Raw genomic sequence first — 17504 nt, forward strand, 5'->3', positions numbered from 1 at the left:
TATTTAGACTCGCAAGTGAGGTTTACATGCAACAAATAGCAAAACAGGATCAATCTTTAACCTACCAGAATGCCACTATCCGCAATGACGCTATGGGGAAGTATCGACGCTTGATTTTTGCTCTACTAAGTAAACTTAATGAGGCAAGTGTGGAAATTATTGAGGGCGACGAACATCTTATTTTTGGTGAGCGTTCTGCCACATTAAGTGGGAAAATTGTGGTGCATGACCCGAGTTTTTATAAAGACGTCGTACTCAATGGCAGTATTGGTGGAGCGGAAGCCTACATTGACGGTAAATGGACGAGCCCAGAGTTAACCAACGTTATTCAGGTTTTGGCGAGAAATCAATCACAGCTAGACCAGATCGAGAATAAGGTTCAGTGGTTTAGTCGATTAAAAAATCGCTTACTTAGCCGTAAGAATGCCAACACTGAGCAAGGTTCAAAACGCAATATCCTGGCTCATTACGATCTCGGTAACGAGCTTTATACGCGCTTTTTAGATCCTGCAATGCAATATTCCTGCGCAATTTATAATGCACAGGCCTCCACATTGGAACAAGCCCAGCAACTTAAAATGCAGACCATCTGTGAAAGGCTGGACCTACAATCGGGCGATAGCGTGATAGAAATTGGCACGGGTTGGGGAGGGTTGGCGATATACATGGCTCAACACTACGATTGTCATGTTACCACTACCACTATTTCTGATGCTCAGCATCAATATACCGCAGATAAAATTCAGCAGCTTGGTCTTGATGACAAGATTACTTTGTTGAAAAGTGATTATCGCAAACTCACGGGACAGTATGACAAGCTTGTTTCAATTGAGATGCTAGAGGCGGTAGGGCACGAGTATCTTTCGACGTTCTTCAGCAAGTGTTCAGGCCTGCTTAAATCCGATGGTAAAATGCTGGTTCAGTCCATCACTATTGCTGACAGTCGCTACGATAGCTACCGTAAAAGCGTCGACTTTATCCAAAAATATATCTTCCCAGGTGGATGCTTACCCTCTGTCGCGGTCATGACCGAACAGATGGCTAAAAATACCGATTTGGTGGTGCATGAAATGCATGATATTGGCCTTCACTATGCACGTACATTGGCTGACTGGCGTTTAGCTTTTGAACAACAATGGGATCAGTTAATCGATCTTGGCTACAGTGAAGAGTTCAAACGTTTATGGTTGTTCTATTTATGCTATTGCGAAGGCGCTTTTTTGCAAAGGGTCATAAGTACACACCACGTGGTTGCTAGAAAGCCACGTTTCAGAGGGAAAAGTGATGAAATTGTTTTGGATTATTAACCTTTTTCTATTTCAAGCCAGTTGGCTATGTGCGGCATTTTTTACCGAATACGCTAATCAGATAATGCCATTATTACTTATCCTTCATTTTGCATTGTCACCAACGCGAATCAAAGATCTTAGATTGCTAATGTTGGTTCCTATCGGGTTGATTGCCGACAAAATTCAGTTAGAACTCGGTGTATTTGATGCGGGTGATAGCTTTTTCCCGATCTGGTTATTGTTGCTATGGGTCATGTTCATTATTAGCTTGAATCATAGTCTACGTTGGCTAGATAACCGTTCGGTTCCAACGCTTATGCTGGTAGGTGCAATTGGCGGTGCGAGTAGTTACTGGGGAGGCATAAAGGCGGGGGTTTTGGTTTCTTTGTTGCCAACGAGCAGTGTCGTTCTTTCGTTAATACTGGTTTGGGCGCTTCTTTTACCTGTGTTTATCATTCTTAAACGCTATGTAAATCAACCTGCCAAGGCACATGTTTTGAGGTGATGTATGAAAATATGGACTCTAGTATTGCTACTGCTGACGGCGAGCGTATCGGCCTCTCCTATTAGCCATTTAAATAAAGTAGGTGAAGGTGAAATGACCTACCTGTTCTGGACAATTTATCAAGCCGAGTTTTACCGGGGTGTAGAACAGGAAAAAGACAATGCGATGATAGTGATTCTAGCAAAAGATGAAAATGAAAAAGCGCTTAAGATTGAATACTTTAAATCAATAAGTAAGCGGGCACTTATCGATGCGACTATCGACCAATGGCAACACTTAGGTTATCGACAGAACAACATAGACAAATGGGCCGCGCCACTTGAACGAATTTGGCCAGATGTGGAACCAGGCAACACCATTACTATTCGCGTGCGAAAAAATGGCCAGAGCCAGTTCTTCTTTAATGACGCACCGATAGGTGCGATAGATAGTCAAGATTTTGGGGATGCATTTCTTTCAATATGGTTATCGGAAAACACGTCAGAGCCGAAACTACGTCAACAATTATTGGGGCTTAATCAATGAAGATATTGACCATTTTTTCTCTCGTACTGTTACTTACTGCATGCGGCAGTGCCAGTTTAGAGGAACACAAAAACACCACTCCAGAGCTGAAGTTAGAACAATTTTTTGATGGAGAGCTTAAAGCCTATGGCATGGTGTTAGATCGTTCGGGAAACCTATTGCGCCGTTTCAACGTTAAACTTCTCGCGTCATGGCAGGGAGATGAAGGGGAAATAAAGGAGTGGTTTGAGTTTGATGATGGTGAGAAGTCGACGCGTATTTGGCAACTGAAAAAACTTGGAGATAATCAATATCAAGGTACAGCAGGTGATGTGGTCGGTATTGCGAATGGCAAAACGGAAGGGTCGGCTCTCTACTGGGAATACGAATTAGAGATACCTGTGGATGGCACGATCTATGAAGTTACTTTAGACGATTGGATGTTTATGATTGATGAAAAGCGATTGTTCAATAAGACGGATATGTCTAAATGGGGCTTTCATGTCGGCGAAGTGATCCTTTATATTGAAAAGTTATAACGGATCGACAATGATGCGTTTGTTTATCTTGGCAACTATTTGAATGATTGCGTTAAAATGTGTGGACACTCTAGCGACCATGTTAGAATGAAAATTTATTATGAAGCTGACCGATATTCAACAAACCATCTCGAGTTTTACCTCGATAGAGCAAGCGTTAACCTATTTTGAGATCGACTTTGATCGGCGATTTATAGAGGAATATGGTACGCAAGTGATTAAGCGCTTTAATGGCTATTTGCTCCTAGAAAAACCAGAGGACTGGTTTGCAGCACGTCGCGTACTAAGAAACGCTTACTGTAAGGTGCAGCGAGGCCGATTAGACCCGAGTTCTCGTTCTGCATGTCGAGGATGTACTTCCTGTCTGCGCCGCTAAACATGGCAAAATAATGCGCCTAATCAAATAAGGTAAGCCATCAGCGAACTAAGCTTGCTTATCCAACCCTTTAAAGAAAAGCATCGCCATGAAAATAAACCATAAGTTTTCCATTGTTCTACTGCTTTTTTCTGCCTGTCTAACTTCTCATACTTATGCCCAAAGTGATCACGACTATTTGCTACGTCATGTAGAGGAAGTCAGCCGAGATTATTTCTATATTCATCTTGATGAGTCGACGAGCGATCTTGTCTTGTCTGGTATGGTGGGTGGAGAGCATCAGACACACTACCGATTATTGGGCTTTTTAGGCGATCATTTTCAGGTGAACATTGAGTCTATCAGTGGTGTTACCTATTCGACTATAGATGGTGAGGGGTTGGTTTTTCAAGAAAACAATGACGGCACTGAGATAAGGGTAATTTGGGATAGCGTTTGGATAGATATTGCTGTCTCAGCTAGCTCCTTTACCAGTGATTTTGTCGTGACAATAAAAAAAATCGACTATCGCAGTGAAGATGCAACTGTGAAAGTAGGTAATCAATAGAGAAAACGCGACACAATGTCGTTAAGCTGACAGCACCCTAACGAGGGTCTTCATTTTATTTTACTAAAGGTGTAGAGTTCTCTTATACCCGTATAAAAATAAAGGTTAATTATGTTCATTCATAAATGGCTGCTATGTGGCTTTCTTTTTGTTAGCGTTTTATTGCCTAGTACCTCAAACGCCTCTGAAAAAGTACGTTATCGGGGGGTGCAACAGATGTTTATAAAAGACAAATTCGGTGAAATAGATAATGATTGGTGTATCCCATGTGCTTGTCAGTTTGATCAGAATAGAAATAGAGAGGCAAAATATCTGCCCTACAATGGTTACTTGTGGGAATGTACGAAGTTCGATAGCAACGGTTTTTGTTTGTCCACAGAACGAAACAGTGTGATTGGTAGCAACGGTTTTATTGATGAAGAGTGCGCATTGTATGCTCCTACTAAAGAGCAAATCGCGAACGAAATGGAGCGAGAACGTTTAGTGGCATTAGACGCGGATGCAGCCTTTGCGGAATTGAGTGTGAAAGAACTTAAAGAACAGCTAGCGTACTGGAACAAATCGAAGGAAGCGTATAAAGGAAAAGGCGATACGTCTCAGGTACTGCTAAGTGAATCTTTGATTAATGTCTATGAGAAAAGATTAAGTGAATTAAAAAGGTTAGAACTACAGCCATAAATTGTCGTTTTTCGTATCGGTAAAGGGTGGCTCGGGCAGGAATACATGCTTTGATATGGGCAAGCTTTTAGCCTATTCCCCAAGTTCACGGTTCATCATTGATTGTTTGCCTAAACCATGGTCAGATACACTGACATTCAACACATATTTCAGGACAAGCCTTCCATGTTATTAGGTATCACCCTTGGCTCCAACGACCTTACTAAAGCGGGTATTTTTTATGACCAACTTTTGGCGACGCTCAATATGGTACGTACCATGGAAGAAGAAGATGAAATTGGTTACGGGCCAGAAGGCGAACCAAGCTGCTTTTGGATATTGATACCGTTTAATAAACACGCCGCAACGAGCGGGAATGGAATACAAGTCACCTTTAAAGCGGCCAGTAATGAAATGGTAGAAGAGTTCCATCGTGTCGCGTTAGCTTTCGGCGGTACAGATGAAGGGGCTCCGGGGTATCGCTACCGACCAGATTATTTTGGAGCGTATTGTCGTGATTTAGATGGCAATAAATTGCACGTGATGCATGAACCAAACCTCGCAAGACAATAGAATAGTAAACAGGCTCATTTATTTTTAAGTGAGCCTGTTTTGTGTTGGATCGATTGCTTAATAGTTAAGTTCAACCAATCCTAGCTGCTGAGATTGTTCATAAGAGATGTTTTTCGAAATTAGGTTACTTAGTGCATACTCAGAAATCACCAAGACGCGATTATTGTCTTGCGGGGCGAGTGCATGTACTTCTACCTTGCCCATTTTGGTGAACTTGCTCCATAAGTGGCTATCCGCTAAATAGATATACCCTTCTTCAGGTAGTACTTCTTGATTATTTTTAACAAACAGCTTTAGCCACCAAACTGCGCGTTGTAAACCCTGTGCACCTTCGACATTTTTTGGTTTAACTATTTGATTATTTGCTAACGCTTTTTGTGTCGCAATAACCACATCTAAAGATCCAGGGTAGCTCTCAGTAAATGGATTAATGAACTGACCATCGTAAGAGCAAGCCCAACTAGGGCTTGCTCCTAGAACAGAAAGTATCAATAGTATTTGCGTTAATACTTTCATATCTGAGGCCTTACGGTGTGACAATATTGAACCAGAACTTGAATTGATCCAGCATACCAATAAAGTCTTTGAATTTGCTTGCGTCACCATCGATGACAAGGTCACCGTCGGCAATGGCTTTCTCAAGCGTAATGCTACCAATTTGAACATCATCTAGAACGGCCTTTGAAATTTTCAGGCTGACACTAGGATCGTCAATGAGTATTTTAGAGTAGTTCAACACGGAGTTCTCAATGCTTAGTGTGTATTGCTCATCTAAATCAGTGAAATCGATATTTATTGAGAAGTTCATGCCTTCGGCTTTTTCTGGAAGGATTCGAACGGATAGATAGTCGAACAGCATCTCTGGAGGCATGTTTCGGATAATATCCGGTGACGCGGTTGTTAACCCGCCAGTTTCTGGTGTGCCGTTACGCAGTTCGTAGGCACCTTGTAGGTACACAGAGCGCCATGGACCAGATTCTGATTGGTACCCTAACTGCTCGTAAGTATCAGCCAATAGCTCTTTTCCTTTGGTGTTTGGGTTAGCAAATACCACATGTTTAAGAACCTCCGCAACCCAACGATAATTACCTTTGGCAAAATCTTCTCTAGCTTTGTCTAGTATGGCTTTCTCTCCACCCATATATTCAACGTACTTAATAGCGGCATTGGTTGGCGGCAGGTTGTTCAAGTCAGAAGGATTACCCGTATACCAACCCATATAGCGTTGATAAACTGCACGGCTGTTATGACGCAATGTGCCGTAATAACCACGTGTGGCCCAGTTGTCTTCTAATGACTTAGGGAGCTGGATGATTTCTGAAATTTCTTCACCCGTGTAACCTTGGTTCATCAATCGAACAGACTGGTCGTGGGTGTATTTGTAGATATCACGTTGTTTCTTAAAATAACTATTGATATCTTTCTGGCCCCAAAGTGGCCAGTGGTGGCTTTGAAACTTAACCTCTACTTCGTTACCCCATAACTCAATGGTTTCATTTAAGTAACTAGACCATTTTAGTGCATCTCTCACTTGAGCACCGCGAAGTGTTAAGATGTTATGCATTGTATTGGTGGTATTTTCTGCCATCCAAAGGGCTTTTTTCTCTGGAAACCAAGTGTTCATTTCTGTAGGGGCTTCGGTTCCTGGCGTATATTGGAATACCATTTTAACGCCATCTACCGTGCGCTCGTCACCTGTTTTTTCAATAAAGTCGGTTGGTCCAATTAACGTAGCGACACCCGTGGACGTTGTTTGTCCAAGCCCACCATTAACGCCACCAAATTCATTACGTGGCAGTAATGCACCGTACATATAAATAGCACGACGGCCCATGGCGTTACCGGCGATAACGTTTTCTGATACGGCGTGTTCTGTAAATCCTTGCGAAGCAATAATTTCGACCTTGCCCGAAATAACATCCTTTTCATCGACTAAGCCACGAACGCCACCAAAATGATCAAGATGACTATGGCTGTAGATAACGGCCTTAACTGGGCGTTCACCCAATTCTTGATTAACGAAATCCAATGCAGCTTTTGCTACTTCTTGAGATATAAGCGGATCAAAAACGATCCAACCCGTTTTACCTTCGATAAAGGTAACGTTAGATAAGTCGTAACCACGTACTTGATAAATGCCGTCGGTAACCTTAAACAGCCCATTGATCATATTTAATTGCGCGTTGCGCCAAAGGCTAGGGTTGACGCTGGCAGGGGATTCCTTATCTAATGAAATATACTTTTTATAAGATTCTAAATCCCATACAACGTCGCCCTTTTCATTCTTAATGGTGACAACGTCTTGTGTCGTAATCAAACCGCGTTGAGCGTCGTCAAAGTCCTTTTTGTCGCCAAAGGGGAGAGCATTGAGAACGTTGTTATTCGCCTCTATCGTCGATTGAGTTGCTGGCTTTGAATCAATCGCCATTGCATTAGCAGAAACCGCTATTGCAATGAGTGTAACGACATTTTTTATCATACCTAGGTCCTTCTTTCTTGTTGCTAGTAAATGTGACATTTAAGAGTTTCGTCTTGGTCGAAAGTGAAAGATCCAACTATCTAATTATTTGTTTTTTATATGTAAGAATAGAAAGTTAGACGTTGTTGTCAACTAATTAACACATTAGCAACATCATGGGTGATTGATATGCAGATTCCGCAAGATATCTCACATTCGCAATTACGGGACAATTTAGCAGGGAACTAAATCTGTTTTCGAAGGGTTTCTGATGGTAGTTCGTTAAAGAAGGTTTGATACTCGCCAGCAAAGCGGCCTAATTCTAAGAACCCCCATTTTAGTGCAAAATCAACAACTTTACTTTTAGTCGCGCTAGCACCAATAAGATCGCTATGGACCTTGTTGAGACGAACTATTCGTAAGTAGCGGTTTGGCGTCATGCCTAAATACTCCTTGAAACCGTATTGTAGGCTACGCTCACTGAGCTGTGCCACAACACACAGTTCAGATAATGTGGGCATTTGATGGGCATGGTAGTTCAGGTACTCAATAACCTTATGTACTCCCTTAATACGTTGGGGTTGCGGTCTGAGTGTTTCCTCAATTTGGTTGGTTGGTGCTAAAACATCTAGTGTAAGCTGCAATATCGCTTCATTGAGCACGCGACTAACAGACGGGTAGTTAAGTAAGCGGGGATTGTGTCGGACCATATGCATGATTTTTTTTGAACCCAATGTGTATCGCTTGAGTGCAAACGGGTCTGAAACGGCCGCTTTACTTGATAACCAGTTTTTAGGGATATCCTTTTCGGTTAATTGACGGATATTTTTGATTAAGCTTTCACGATTGAACGCGGTGCAAATGTAATCAATATGGTTAGAAAAATTGATATCCCATACACCACCTGTCGCCTGTATAAACGAATTTTTCGGCCGGGTTTTTCCACAATAGGTTCCGTCTGTGTCATGGGAGTTGATAACAGCAAAAGGAAGAAAACGACTTGCAGGAGCGGCCTGAATTCTAGACCCAACATTGAGTTGTTCTCTAAATATCTGAACATCACCAAAATTGAACTCAACATACTGAGCATTCAACTCTCCAGCATGAAGCTGAATGTAGGATCGATTTTTATTTGCTTGAAAGTTCGCTAACTGGTCAATGTCTGCGGTTTCTAATAATCGAACGTCTTGGCGAGTGTGTTGGTTATCATTCATAATCATAAAGGAAGCATTCAGAATTAATACGTCAATAAACGGAAGTATTGAAAAACTATATGCTCCGCAATGTAGCATATAAATATGATCAATTCATTTACATTTGAAGCTTCAATTTTGTATGGTTCTGCGAAGGTCCTTTCTTGTCAGCGCATGCGCTGATAAGAAAGGACTTTGCGAAAGTTCAGTGGAATGATTGATACTTTGATGTGACTAAGACCAATTAACGGCTTCTAATTTTGCAATATTTGAGTGGGATACTTTGATTCTATACCGTTCTATCTTGTCGTTATTGAGGCGAAATACAAGGTTAATATCGTGCAGCATAGAAAATTTATTTCGAATCAATTTCCCATTTTCATAAGAGGTATGCCTTAATGTGGTATCGGGTAATAGCACCAATAAGGTATGTAGATTTATATCCATTGTGTCTCTAAGTTGGGTGAAGCCATTCACAAAGCTGTCATTAATCTCGTACTTTTTTTTGTAGTAAATTACGACTTCGTCGGCATCTTTTTTTGTGTATTTCCCTTTTCCGCGCACAGATATTATCTCATCATCTGGTATGACAAATTCGGCTAACTCGTAGCATTGACCCACAATTTTATTGTAGCTATCGTATAACACGGTTCTACCACTAAACTTTCCTTTGCTTAGTTTTTTTGCAATATAAATCCGAAATAGCTCTTTAAACCGATCTTTAAATATATAACTAAAACAGAGTGCCATCAGTAGAGCAAACGAGACCGTGCCATATCCCAATTGAACATAAAAGACGACTAATGTCGTCAATAGCATAGACAAAAATGCACTGAGACTAAATGCGGCCTGTTCTCTCAATACACCTAGCGTACTATTTTGTTGGGTGATATTGATAGATTTGCAGAAATAATCTTCTTTTCTGCGTATATACTGAGCCTCTTTTGATTTTAAACCATAGTTGTCTCTTCGGTATTCTCGTTCGGAGCAAGCGAACTTAATCAGTTCATCGTACATAGCCGTGTTTTCGTTATTTCCTTTACCAGCGTGGCAAAAGGCGAGCGTTATTTGTTCTGCGTAATAAGAACAGAGCTCATCTGCACTTCGAAAATCTTTAATATTATCATCGGTTGTGGGTGTATTTCGTAGATCATTGAGTAGTGTTTGGGATACGTCTAGAAACTCACCCAAATTGGTTTTGGTTTTGTCAACTTTTTGGGTAAGCCTAGACAGTTTCAACTTAAATGTTTTCAGAAAAATTGGAAAATCTATCGTGCTGTCTGAGTTTGCTCTCTTTTGTTTAAGGAGTGGGAATTTGGCTTTTGAAATTGAATAGTGATAACGAGATGCTTTAAGATCGAGCAAGACGTTAGCACCGATGTCTCGTTCTCTTATTCCCATATCATCAGGTAAAAACATGAACATTTCGAGTGAGGATATTTTATTTTTATTGACGGTTGCTCTTATTTCCATCGAGGTATCGAGTATCTCAAGATCTAGTTTCACGCGATAGATACCTCCGTATGAGTTGTGTTTGTCGGTTGGAATAGTGAATACTGGTCGTTCTAGGTAAATCCTTTTAATTGCAAAAGTTGTTGTGCAAATTCAGCGAAACCATAGCCTCCTGGTTTTGTCATCATGACAGGAGGAGGCGATATCAATTTGTCCCAGTAATGGGAAAGATTAGCAACCCCGACACTGTTGGGTAGGGTTGCAAACATATGTTGGTCATTGAGTGAGTCGCCAACATAACAGCAGTGAGAGAGGATATCTGCATCGGTTAATCCCTTCTCGTTGAGGAAACGTAACGAGGTCACTTTTTTGGAATGCTCGCCATACCACGCGTTAATGTGGATAGAACTGGCGGTTGCATGAGCACCCAATGCCGTTATTTTGGAAACGACTTCCTCAATAATGACGTCGCTTACTTTAGGACAGTTTTGCCCTATATCGATGGATACTTCGCATAGACGGTAAGATTGATCAAGCGTCAAATTGAGATCTGGATAATCCTTTAAAATTTCCAACACCTGATGTTTTAATTTATCCTGCAGGTGTTTTAACTCATCTAACTTCACATCGGCTTTGATAGTAAGATAATTGTCTTTTTTCTCTAATATAAATGCCCCGTTTTCACCCAGTACTGCGTCTACAGGCCAAAGTTGAGCAATGTGGTCACACCAACCAGCACAAGCGCCTGTTACGGCAACAACTTTTATACCCGCCTGCTGTAAGTTGTTGAGTGCAATTAAGGTCTCTGGGGGAAGCTTGCCTTGCCAAGTCAATGTATCATCGACGTCTGTTAGGACCCAGCTTACCGTTTTCCATTCTTTGGTTAGCTGATTCGTTACCGATTTCATATTTTATCCCTTAATGAATTATAGCAAATTCGGTAAAAACATGACCAAACCTTCTGAGTAGGTCAGGATCATGAGCACGGTAATAAGTGCAAGCAGCAGCGGCGCAACTTCACGAACAAAATCGGCCACCCGTACTTTCAGAATTGAGCATACTGTAAACATCATGGAACCGAATGGCGGTGTGACACCACCAATCATGATATTTACGATAACAATGACACCAAAATGAACCGGATTAACACCAAGGTTAAGTACGGCAGGTAGAAGCAACGGCGTTAATATAATCATTGCTGCACCACCTTCTATAAACATACCTACAACCAGAAGTAGCACATTAATTAATAGCAACAGTATTAGCTTGTTATCCGTTAGTTGAATCAATGCGGACGCCACGTTTTGTGGTATCTGCTCTAGGGTCATGTAATAACCAAATACCATCGCGCCAATAATGATGAACATCACACTACTTGTGCCCTGAATGGTCTCTTTCAGAATCATAGGAATATGACGGAATTTTAATTCTCGGTAGATTAATGCACCTATTATAGTGCATAGCAAAACAGCGATAGCACCTGCTTCCGTTGGTGTAAATAGACCAAAACGCATGCCGAGAATGATGCCAAAAGGAATAAATAGAGCAGGGATGGCCTTGGCAAAAAAGTGAAAGCGCTCTTTTGCAGGTGCTGGTACTGAACGAGAGGGTTTATAGCCTCGTTTTTTTGAAATAATGGCGATGGTAAAGATTAATGACCCGGCCATTAATACCGCTGGCACATAGCCAGCGATGAACATGGAATGGACAGACACGTTTGCTAGCAATGCAAAGATAATCAGATTTATACCCGGTGGAATAACAGGTGCAATGCTCGAAGACGCCGCCGTTACCGCTGCGGTGAATGGGAGATCATAACCACGTTTGGTCATTTCTGGTGCCAATATCTTTGACTGCATCGCCGCATCGGCATTTGCAGAGCCTGATATGCCGCCCATCAACGTACTAAGCAGTACGTTCACATGCGCTAACCCACCGACTTTATGTCCTATAAGTGAATCTGCAAAGGACAGCAAACTTCGGCTGATTCCGGCGTAGTTCATGATTGAGCCAACCATGATAAAAAAGGGTATCGCCAACAAAGGAAAAGAAGAAGCAGAGGATATAAATCGCTGCATCACTAAGCTAACTGGAATGGACGTATTAAGAAAAAGAAAGTAGACCAATGACGAGGCGATTAATGAAAACGCGATGGGTACATTCAATAAAAATAATACAAACAAGAGGATAATCGGTAAATAAATGTCCACTTCAACCACCTAGTGTGTATGTGTCGACGAATTTTCATCTGAACTTTTCAAATCGTCTTTGATAAATTTCAGGGTATGAAATGCCATTAGAGAAAAGCAGACAATAAGTACACCATTAATGGTGAAATAAGACATTCCCATCACAGGTGTCACTTTGGTCGACAGCATGGTGTAATCAAAACTTAAATAAGCCAAGATTACATTCAGTATTAATAAGAAACAGGCTATTACTAGGCGAAACGGTCGTTTCGCGCTGTCGGGCAACAAGGTCATTATGACATCGACACCCATGTGTAATTTATGTTTGTAACAAGAACTGATGCCAAAATAGACGGCCCAGATAAAACAGATAACAGATAGCTCTTCGCTCCAGGGCACAACAAAACCGAAGCCGTAACGTAAGAACACGTTAATGATGACCATTAAAACCGTAATAGAAATGGCAATTGAAGCTAAGATTTCTTCAATGTTAGTTATAAAACGCATTTGTACTCCAAGAATCTATCTAAACGAACTAATTACAACGCCTTATTAGGCTTTATCAGTAACAAGGCGTTGTAAGTCGTTTTTTAACTATTTGCTAGCGCGGATTTTCTCCAGTTCGCCATTAATCGTTGCGTGAATACCTTTGCTCCATGATGGGAACTGGTTATACACGTCAGCGGTTAGCTTACCGAATTCAGCTGTATCAACTTCGTTGAATGTTACGCCTAAGTCTTGAAGTTTGTTCATGTACTCTTCATCAAGTTTCACTAATTCGCTGGTATTCGAAATCGCACCAGCTTCTAGCTCTTCCATCACAATTTTTTGTTGTTCAGCCGTTAACTTGTCCCAAACTTTTGGTGAAATGTATAGGCCAACAGTACCTAAGAAGTGTTTAGTAAATGACATGTTCTTTGCCACTTCATACATCTTAGTTGAGTACATAGTTAAGATTGAACCTTCAAGACCATCGACAACACCTTGCTGAACGCCAGCATAGGTTTCTGGGAATGGTAATGAAGCAGGAGAAGCGCCCATAGATGCGAGTGTACTGATGAACAGTTGACTTCCTGGTACACGAATACGCATGCCTTTCATATCAGCAGAAGATTTGATCTCTTTATTTGTGATCATATGACGGAAGCCGAACATGTAGTCTGCGGTTAGAATTTTTATGCCTTTTTTCTCAACTTGAGCTGATAGGTCAGCAACAAAGTCGGTTTTCATCATGGCAAGATATTCATCGTAAGAGTTGTAAAGCATTGGGCCGGCAAGCGCTGCAAAATCAGGCACAAAATCGCCAAGGTAGCTTAGATCTTCAACCGCTATCCAATCGGCACCATTCACCACCTGCTCTAGGTTATCTTTGTATACCGGTAATTGACCACCTGGGAATACTTTAATATTAACGCCACCATCCGTACGTGTACGGATCTTATCCGTCACCTTGATCAGCTCTTTTGTTAGCAGTTCGTTTTGGGTAAACACCAAGCTCATATTGATGTTCACTGGTTTTTCTGACGCCGCCATTGCGGTTTCACTCCCAATGACGCCATATCCAAACAGCGTTGCTGCTGTTAATACAGTACCCAGTAGTAGCTTTTTCATTATCTTAACCCTCTAGTAGTTAGGTAAAGTGTTCCTGTTTTTACCGCGCTCGTATGTGAGCTTTTGTTCACGTTTTTTTATGTTCTAATTGTTAGATTACTTACCATATAGTATTCATTATTACATTCATATGAACATTATAATTTTCATATGAATGTTGTGACCACGTTATCAAATTGAAAGCCAATATGTTTTATTCACGCCTTAAGCTTGAATTTATGCCGTGTGTTTGTAGAATTGTCGCCTATGGTCATGTGGTTTAAAATGAAAGTATAGAAGGTATTTATGATTGTTGGTCATCGTGGTGCAGCGGCTCTGGCTCCAGAAAATACACTCGCTGGAATTACAAAAGCAGCTGAAGTTGGTATTCATTGGATAGAAATAGATACCCAATTAACCGCTGATAATGTTCCGGTGATATTTCATGATGAAAATTTGGAACGTTGCACTAACGGAACAGGAAAACTCGCTTCTTTAACACTTGATGAACTGAAGCAACTTGACGCAGGTAGTTGGTTTGGTAAGTCATTCAGAAACGAAACCATTCCGACATTGGAAGAGGCGTTACAAACCTGTTTAGATAACGACCTAAATATGAACCTAGAGTTGAAGATTCACCATAACGAGCAGGTGGCACTTTTGGCTGAAAAAGTGGCTGAAATCATTAAGTTTTTCGGTTTTCCATATGACAGGCTGCTACTATCCAGTTTCTCCTTGAGTGCTTTGGAATTGTGTCAGTCATTATTGCCGGAGATACGTCGGGGTTATATTACGGAAGAAAAATCCATTGATTATCTGGATAACGTGAGGCCGTTGGATCTTTATAGTGTCCATGTGGACCAAAAAATCCTAACGAGTGATATGGCGAAATCGATCACAGACGAAGGGTATGTTCTCAATATATGGACACTCAATGATCCGGAAAAAATAACCACGTTTACACAAATGAAGGTAAAGAACATTATCACGGATAACCCGGAACTTTTTTAACAGGATTGAACCATTATGGAACTGACCTTTCGACAGCAGGAAATAATTGGTTATCTCAAACAACACAGTGATGTTCAGATCGATGAACTATCAACTATGTTTGCGGTTACCACACAAACAATACGTCGAGATGTCAATTCATTGTGCGAGCAGGGTTTAGCTCGGCGAGTGCATGGTGGACTTAGCTTGCCTGCAAATCTGACGAACACGACCTACCAGTTTCGCAGGGAAGTGGAATCCGATATCAAAATAGCGATTGGCCAAGAAGTGGCAAAACAGATCCCTGAAGGCTCTACAGTAATAATGGGTATTGGTACGTCGGTAACCTACGTGGCAGAGTTTTTGACTGGGTTGAAGGCGCTTAGGGTGATTACCAATAACTTGCAAGTGGCCAGAATCTTTGAAAATAACCCGAACGTTGAAGTGTATCTATGTGGCGGTTTGGTGCGCTGTGATCATCAAGATGTGGTTGGTCATAGTGTTTTAAGGTTCTTTGGTGATTTTGAAGCCGACATAGGTATCATTGGTTGCGGCTCAATAACGCCAAACCTGTCGGCTATGGAGCATGAACCCCAAGAAGCAGAGATTTCAAAAGCGATTCTTGCCAATTCCCGACAAAGTTGGTTGCTGGCTGATGCAAGTAAATGGGGTCGCTTTGCTTCGGTAAAAGTGGCAAACCTTACTTCCTTTTCTCGTATTTATACCAACAAAACCGGTTTACCATCCGATCTTCCGATTTATTCATCGGATGCTTCTGACGGTGTTTAGTGGCTTTTGATGTTGACCAAAAAGTAGCGGCATAAGCCGTATTATGGAGCAATGATAGCCCAGCCAACCAAGGAAGAAGTAATAAAACCATATAGAATTAAATGTTGATACTTAGAAGTTGCACAGCACCAATCATAGGATGCTAAGGTACAATAATTTCTGCACTAGATAATTTTCCATTAAAATATCAGTCTCATATGCCAGTTGTAGTTATTTAAGACAATTATTGTGAGTATCAACAATGAAGAGCTTTACCCCGCTAGATTTGGATAATGAACTTCTACTCGATGTGGTCGATGAAGTTGATCTTCTTTGTGAAGATAGTGCCAATACGTTGGTCTTGTTGAGTCATGACCCGAAAAATAGAGATCTATTAGATAAACTATTCCGTTCTGTTCATACCATTAAAGGTGATGTCGGCCTTGCGAAGTTCGCTCCTCTTATTCCTCTCTTATCTGCTCTTGAAGATATTCTAGGATTAATGAGAGAAGGAGAAATGCAGTATGATGGTTTATTATCAGACCTTCTGCTTAGTATTATTGAAGAAGTGAAATCGTTTGTTGATGACATAGCGAATGTCGGTAGCGTTATGTACGACGCACAGATGTATATTGCAGCAACTCAAATGATGGCCAAAGTTCAGCCCGATAACATGGGTGACCATGAAAAATTATTGACCAATTCGTTACATATTATTGAGCCACCGTTTGCCAACAACATTGAGCCTGCACTTTTTTCTCAGGAATTGGATGATCTAAGAATCGACTGGTCAAGTGAAGTCGAACCTGATTTGGTTTTTTTCCATAGCATAATGAAGCCTGTTGAAGATCGAGTCGATAATTGGGAAGGACGCAGTAGTCGTCAATTAAAATTAGCATTGCTGCTAAATCAGTTCTCAGGAAAAATTGTCGATGAGCAACAATTAAGGGCGGCGGTTTATCTGCATGACTTAGGTATGTCTATTTTACCTTTGGCATTACTGAGACAAAAAACAGCGCTACTTGATTCAGAGATCGCCTGTCTTCGAGGCCACGTACAGCGCAGTGTCAGCTTTCTTTCAGAAATGCCACACTGGACAGAAGCACGACAGTTTATCCTAGAACATCACGAGCGTGCTGATGGCAAAGGCTATCCGCAAGGACTCAGTAACGGTGATATCTCTCACGGAGGGAAGATTTTAGCCTTGGTGGACGCATTTGAAGCCATGACACACGCCCGTGCACATCACGTTCATACAAAGCGGCATATATCCCATGCTCTTCAAGAAATTAATAACGCAAGCGGCAGCCAATTTTGTCCTTACTGGGTAAATATCCTCAACAAAGTAATGGCGTCTATCATGGCCAACTAATACTACCTGCTAGTTCAAATTAGGATGCAGAGCTGTGACGGACTACCTTTACTTTGTGGTGACTTTATTCGGCCATGTTATTTAAATACTTAACTTGCAGCACTTCAATGAGATTGAGCATCCCTCCAAGCAAAGCAGAACGTTAATATAGATTTCGTCCATTTACTATGAAGACGCGACAAGTTTCTTTTTTTGACGAGACTGGTGTTCGAGTACGTGAGTTTATAAGAAACATAATAGCGAACTATTTGAAAAGTAATATCAGATGGAAAGTGGCGACTGGAAAAATTTATATTCATAATGTTAAATTCGATGAGTGCTGAAGGAAGCATACCTCACACCGACTGTCTGCGACAGAACCGTTATCAAACAGACGGTGTGATATCGACTTGTTGTTGCCTTGGAACTTTAGGCATTAACTCACTCGCCCCGGGGGTTTGTGGGGCGCTTATTAATAAACACCTAACGATAGCTAATATAGGAATTGAGTTGGTATACATTT

Annotated in this window: 19 protein-coding genes; 11 read left to right on the forward strand and 8 right to left on the reverse strand. The window is 41.2% G+C overall.

From position 1 onward, the window contains the following. Positions 1-26: 26 nt before the first annotated feature. The 8 genes from IUZ65_RS20550 to IUZ65_RS20585 all read left to right on the forward strand — a co-directional run bounded on the left by IUZ65_RS20550 (position 27) and on the right by IUZ65_RS20585 (position 4990). Entirely contained in the window at positions 27-1307 is a 1281-nt protein-coding gene (locus IUZ65_RS20550) for an SAM-dependent methyltransferase (protein WP_195705882.1), read from the forward strand. After that, on the forward strand, positions 1285-1794 hold the full coding sequence (locus tag IUZ65_RS20555; protein ID WP_195705883.1) for a DUF2878 domain-containing protein: 510 nt from the start codon (positions 1285-1287) through the stop codon (positions 1792-1794). The genes IUZ65_RS20550 and IUZ65_RS20555 overlap by 23 nt, the downstream gene beginning before the upstream one ends. Positions 1795-1797: 3 nt before the next feature. Beyond that, positions 1798-2319 carry a chalcone isomerase family protein gene (locus tag IUZ65_RS20560; protein WP_195705884.1) on the forward strand — a complete coding sequence of 174 codons (522 nt, stop codon included), beginning with the start codon at positions 1798-1800 and terminating at the stop codon, positions 2317-2319. Next, the gene (locus IUZ65_RS20565) at positions 2316-2837 is read left to right on the forward strand and encodes a DUF3833 domain-containing protein (protein WP_195705885.1); all 522 of its coding nucleotides are present in this window, start codon (positions 2316-2318) and stop codon (positions 2835-2837) included. Before IUZ65_RS20560 ends, IUZ65_RS20565 begins: the two co-directional genes overlap by 4 nt. Before the next feature lie 100 nt (positions 2838-2937). Next, complete coding sequence (locus IUZ65_RS20570; RefSeq protein WP_195705886.1) at positions 2938-3213, forward strand: nitrogenase-stabilizing/protective protein NifW; 276 nt, start codon at positions 2938-2940, stop codon at positions 3211-3213. Between the two features lie 88 nt (positions 3214-3301). Beyond that, positions 3302-3760: a hypothetical protein gene (locus IUZ65_RS20575; RefSeq protein WP_195705887.1), complete on the forward strand. Its 459-nt coding sequence runs from the start codon at positions 3302-3304 to the stop codon at positions 3758-3760. Between the two features lie 111 nt (positions 3761-3871). Beyond that, a complete protein-coding gene (locus tag IUZ65_RS20580) occupies positions 3872-4438 on the forward strand; it encodes a hypothetical protein (protein WP_195705888.1) in 567 nt (188 codons plus the stop codon). Between the two features lie 165 nt (positions 4439-4603). Then, positions 4604-4990, forward strand: coding sequence for a VOC family protein (locus IUZ65_RS20585; RefSeq protein WP_195705889.1), 387 nt, complete (start codon positions 4604-4606; stop codon positions 4988-4990). Positions 4991-5047: 57 nt separating this feature from the next. Here IUZ65_RS20585 and IUZ65_RS20590 read toward each other — a convergent pair whose 3' ends face one another. From IUZ65_RS20590 to IUZ65_RS20625, 8 genes are all read right to left on the reverse strand, one after another. After that, positions 5048-5506: a hypothetical protein gene (locus IUZ65_RS20590; RefSeq protein ID WP_195705890.1), complete on the reverse strand. Its 459-nt coding sequence runs from the start codon at positions 5504-5506 to the stop codon at positions 5048-5050. Between the two features lie 10 nt (positions 5507-5516). Then, complete coding sequence (locus IUZ65_RS20595) at positions 5517-7469, reverse strand: alkyl/aryl-sulfatase (RefSeq protein ID WP_195705891.1); 1953 nt, start codon at positions 7467-7469, stop codon at positions 5517-5519. 224 nt (positions 7470-7693) lie between these two features. After that, positions 7694-8668, reverse strand: coding sequence for a helix-turn-helix domain-containing protein (locus IUZ65_RS20600; protein WP_195705892.1), 975 nt, complete (start codon positions 8666-8668; stop codon positions 7694-7696). 207 nt (positions 8669-8875) lie between these two features. Then, positions 8876-10147 carry a hypothetical protein gene (locus IUZ65_RS20605; protein WP_195705893.1) on the reverse strand — a complete coding sequence of 424 codons (1272 nt, stop codon included), beginning with the start codon at positions 10145-10147 and terminating at the stop codon, positions 8876-8878. 59 nt (positions 10148-10206) lie between these two features. Continuing rightward, a complete protein-coding gene (locus IUZ65_RS20610; RefSeq protein ID WP_195705894.1) occupies positions 10207-11001 on the reverse strand; it encodes an HAD family hydrolase in 795 nt (264 codons plus the stop codon). An 18-nt stretch (positions 11002-11019) separates the two neighbouring features. Beyond that, a complete protein-coding gene (locus IUZ65_RS20615; RefSeq protein ID WP_195705895.1) occupies positions 11020-12303 on the reverse strand; it encodes a TRAP transporter large permease in 1284 nt (427 codons plus the stop codon). A gap of 9 nt (positions 12304-12312) precedes the next feature. Beyond that, on the reverse strand, positions 12313-12789 hold the full coding sequence (locus IUZ65_RS20620) for a TRAP transporter small permease (RefSeq protein WP_195705896.1): 477 nt from the start codon (positions 12787-12789) through the stop codon (positions 12313-12315). 87 nt (positions 12790-12876) lie between these two features. Further along, positions 12877-13893: a C4-dicarboxylate TRAP transporter substrate-binding protein gene (locus IUZ65_RS20625; protein WP_195705897.1), complete on the reverse strand. Its 1017-nt coding sequence runs from the start codon at positions 13891-13893 to the stop codon at positions 12877-12879. A gap of 285 nt (positions 13894-14178) precedes the next feature. Between IUZ65_RS20625 and IUZ65_RS20630 the strand changes: the two genes are divergently transcribed. From IUZ65_RS20630 to IUZ65_RS20640, 3 genes are all read left to right on the forward strand, one after another. Continuing rightward, positions 14179-14883 (forward strand): glycerophosphodiester phosphodiesterase family protein, encoded by a 705-nt coding sequence (locus IUZ65_RS20630; RefSeq protein ID WP_195705898.1) that lies wholly within the window; start codon positions 14179-14181, stop codon positions 14881-14883. A gap of 15 nt (positions 14884-14898) precedes the next feature. Next, on the forward strand, positions 14899-15651 hold the full coding sequence (locus tag IUZ65_RS20635; RefSeq protein ID WP_195705899.1) for a DeoR/GlpR family DNA-binding transcription regulator: 753 nt from the start codon (positions 14899-14901) through the stop codon (positions 15649-15651). A gap of 241 nt (positions 15652-15892) precedes the next feature. Continuing rightward, positions 15893-17002, forward strand: coding sequence for an HD-GYP domain-containing protein (locus IUZ65_RS20640; protein WP_195705900.1), 1110 nt, complete (start codon positions 15893-15895; stop codon positions 17000-17002). The last annotated feature ends 502 nt before the right edge of the window (positions 17003-17504 follow it).

Source organism: Vibrio sp. VB16, from assembly GCF_015594925.2.
Lineage (GTDB): Bacteria > Pseudomonadota > Gammaproteobacteria > Enterobacterales > Vibrionaceae > Vibrio.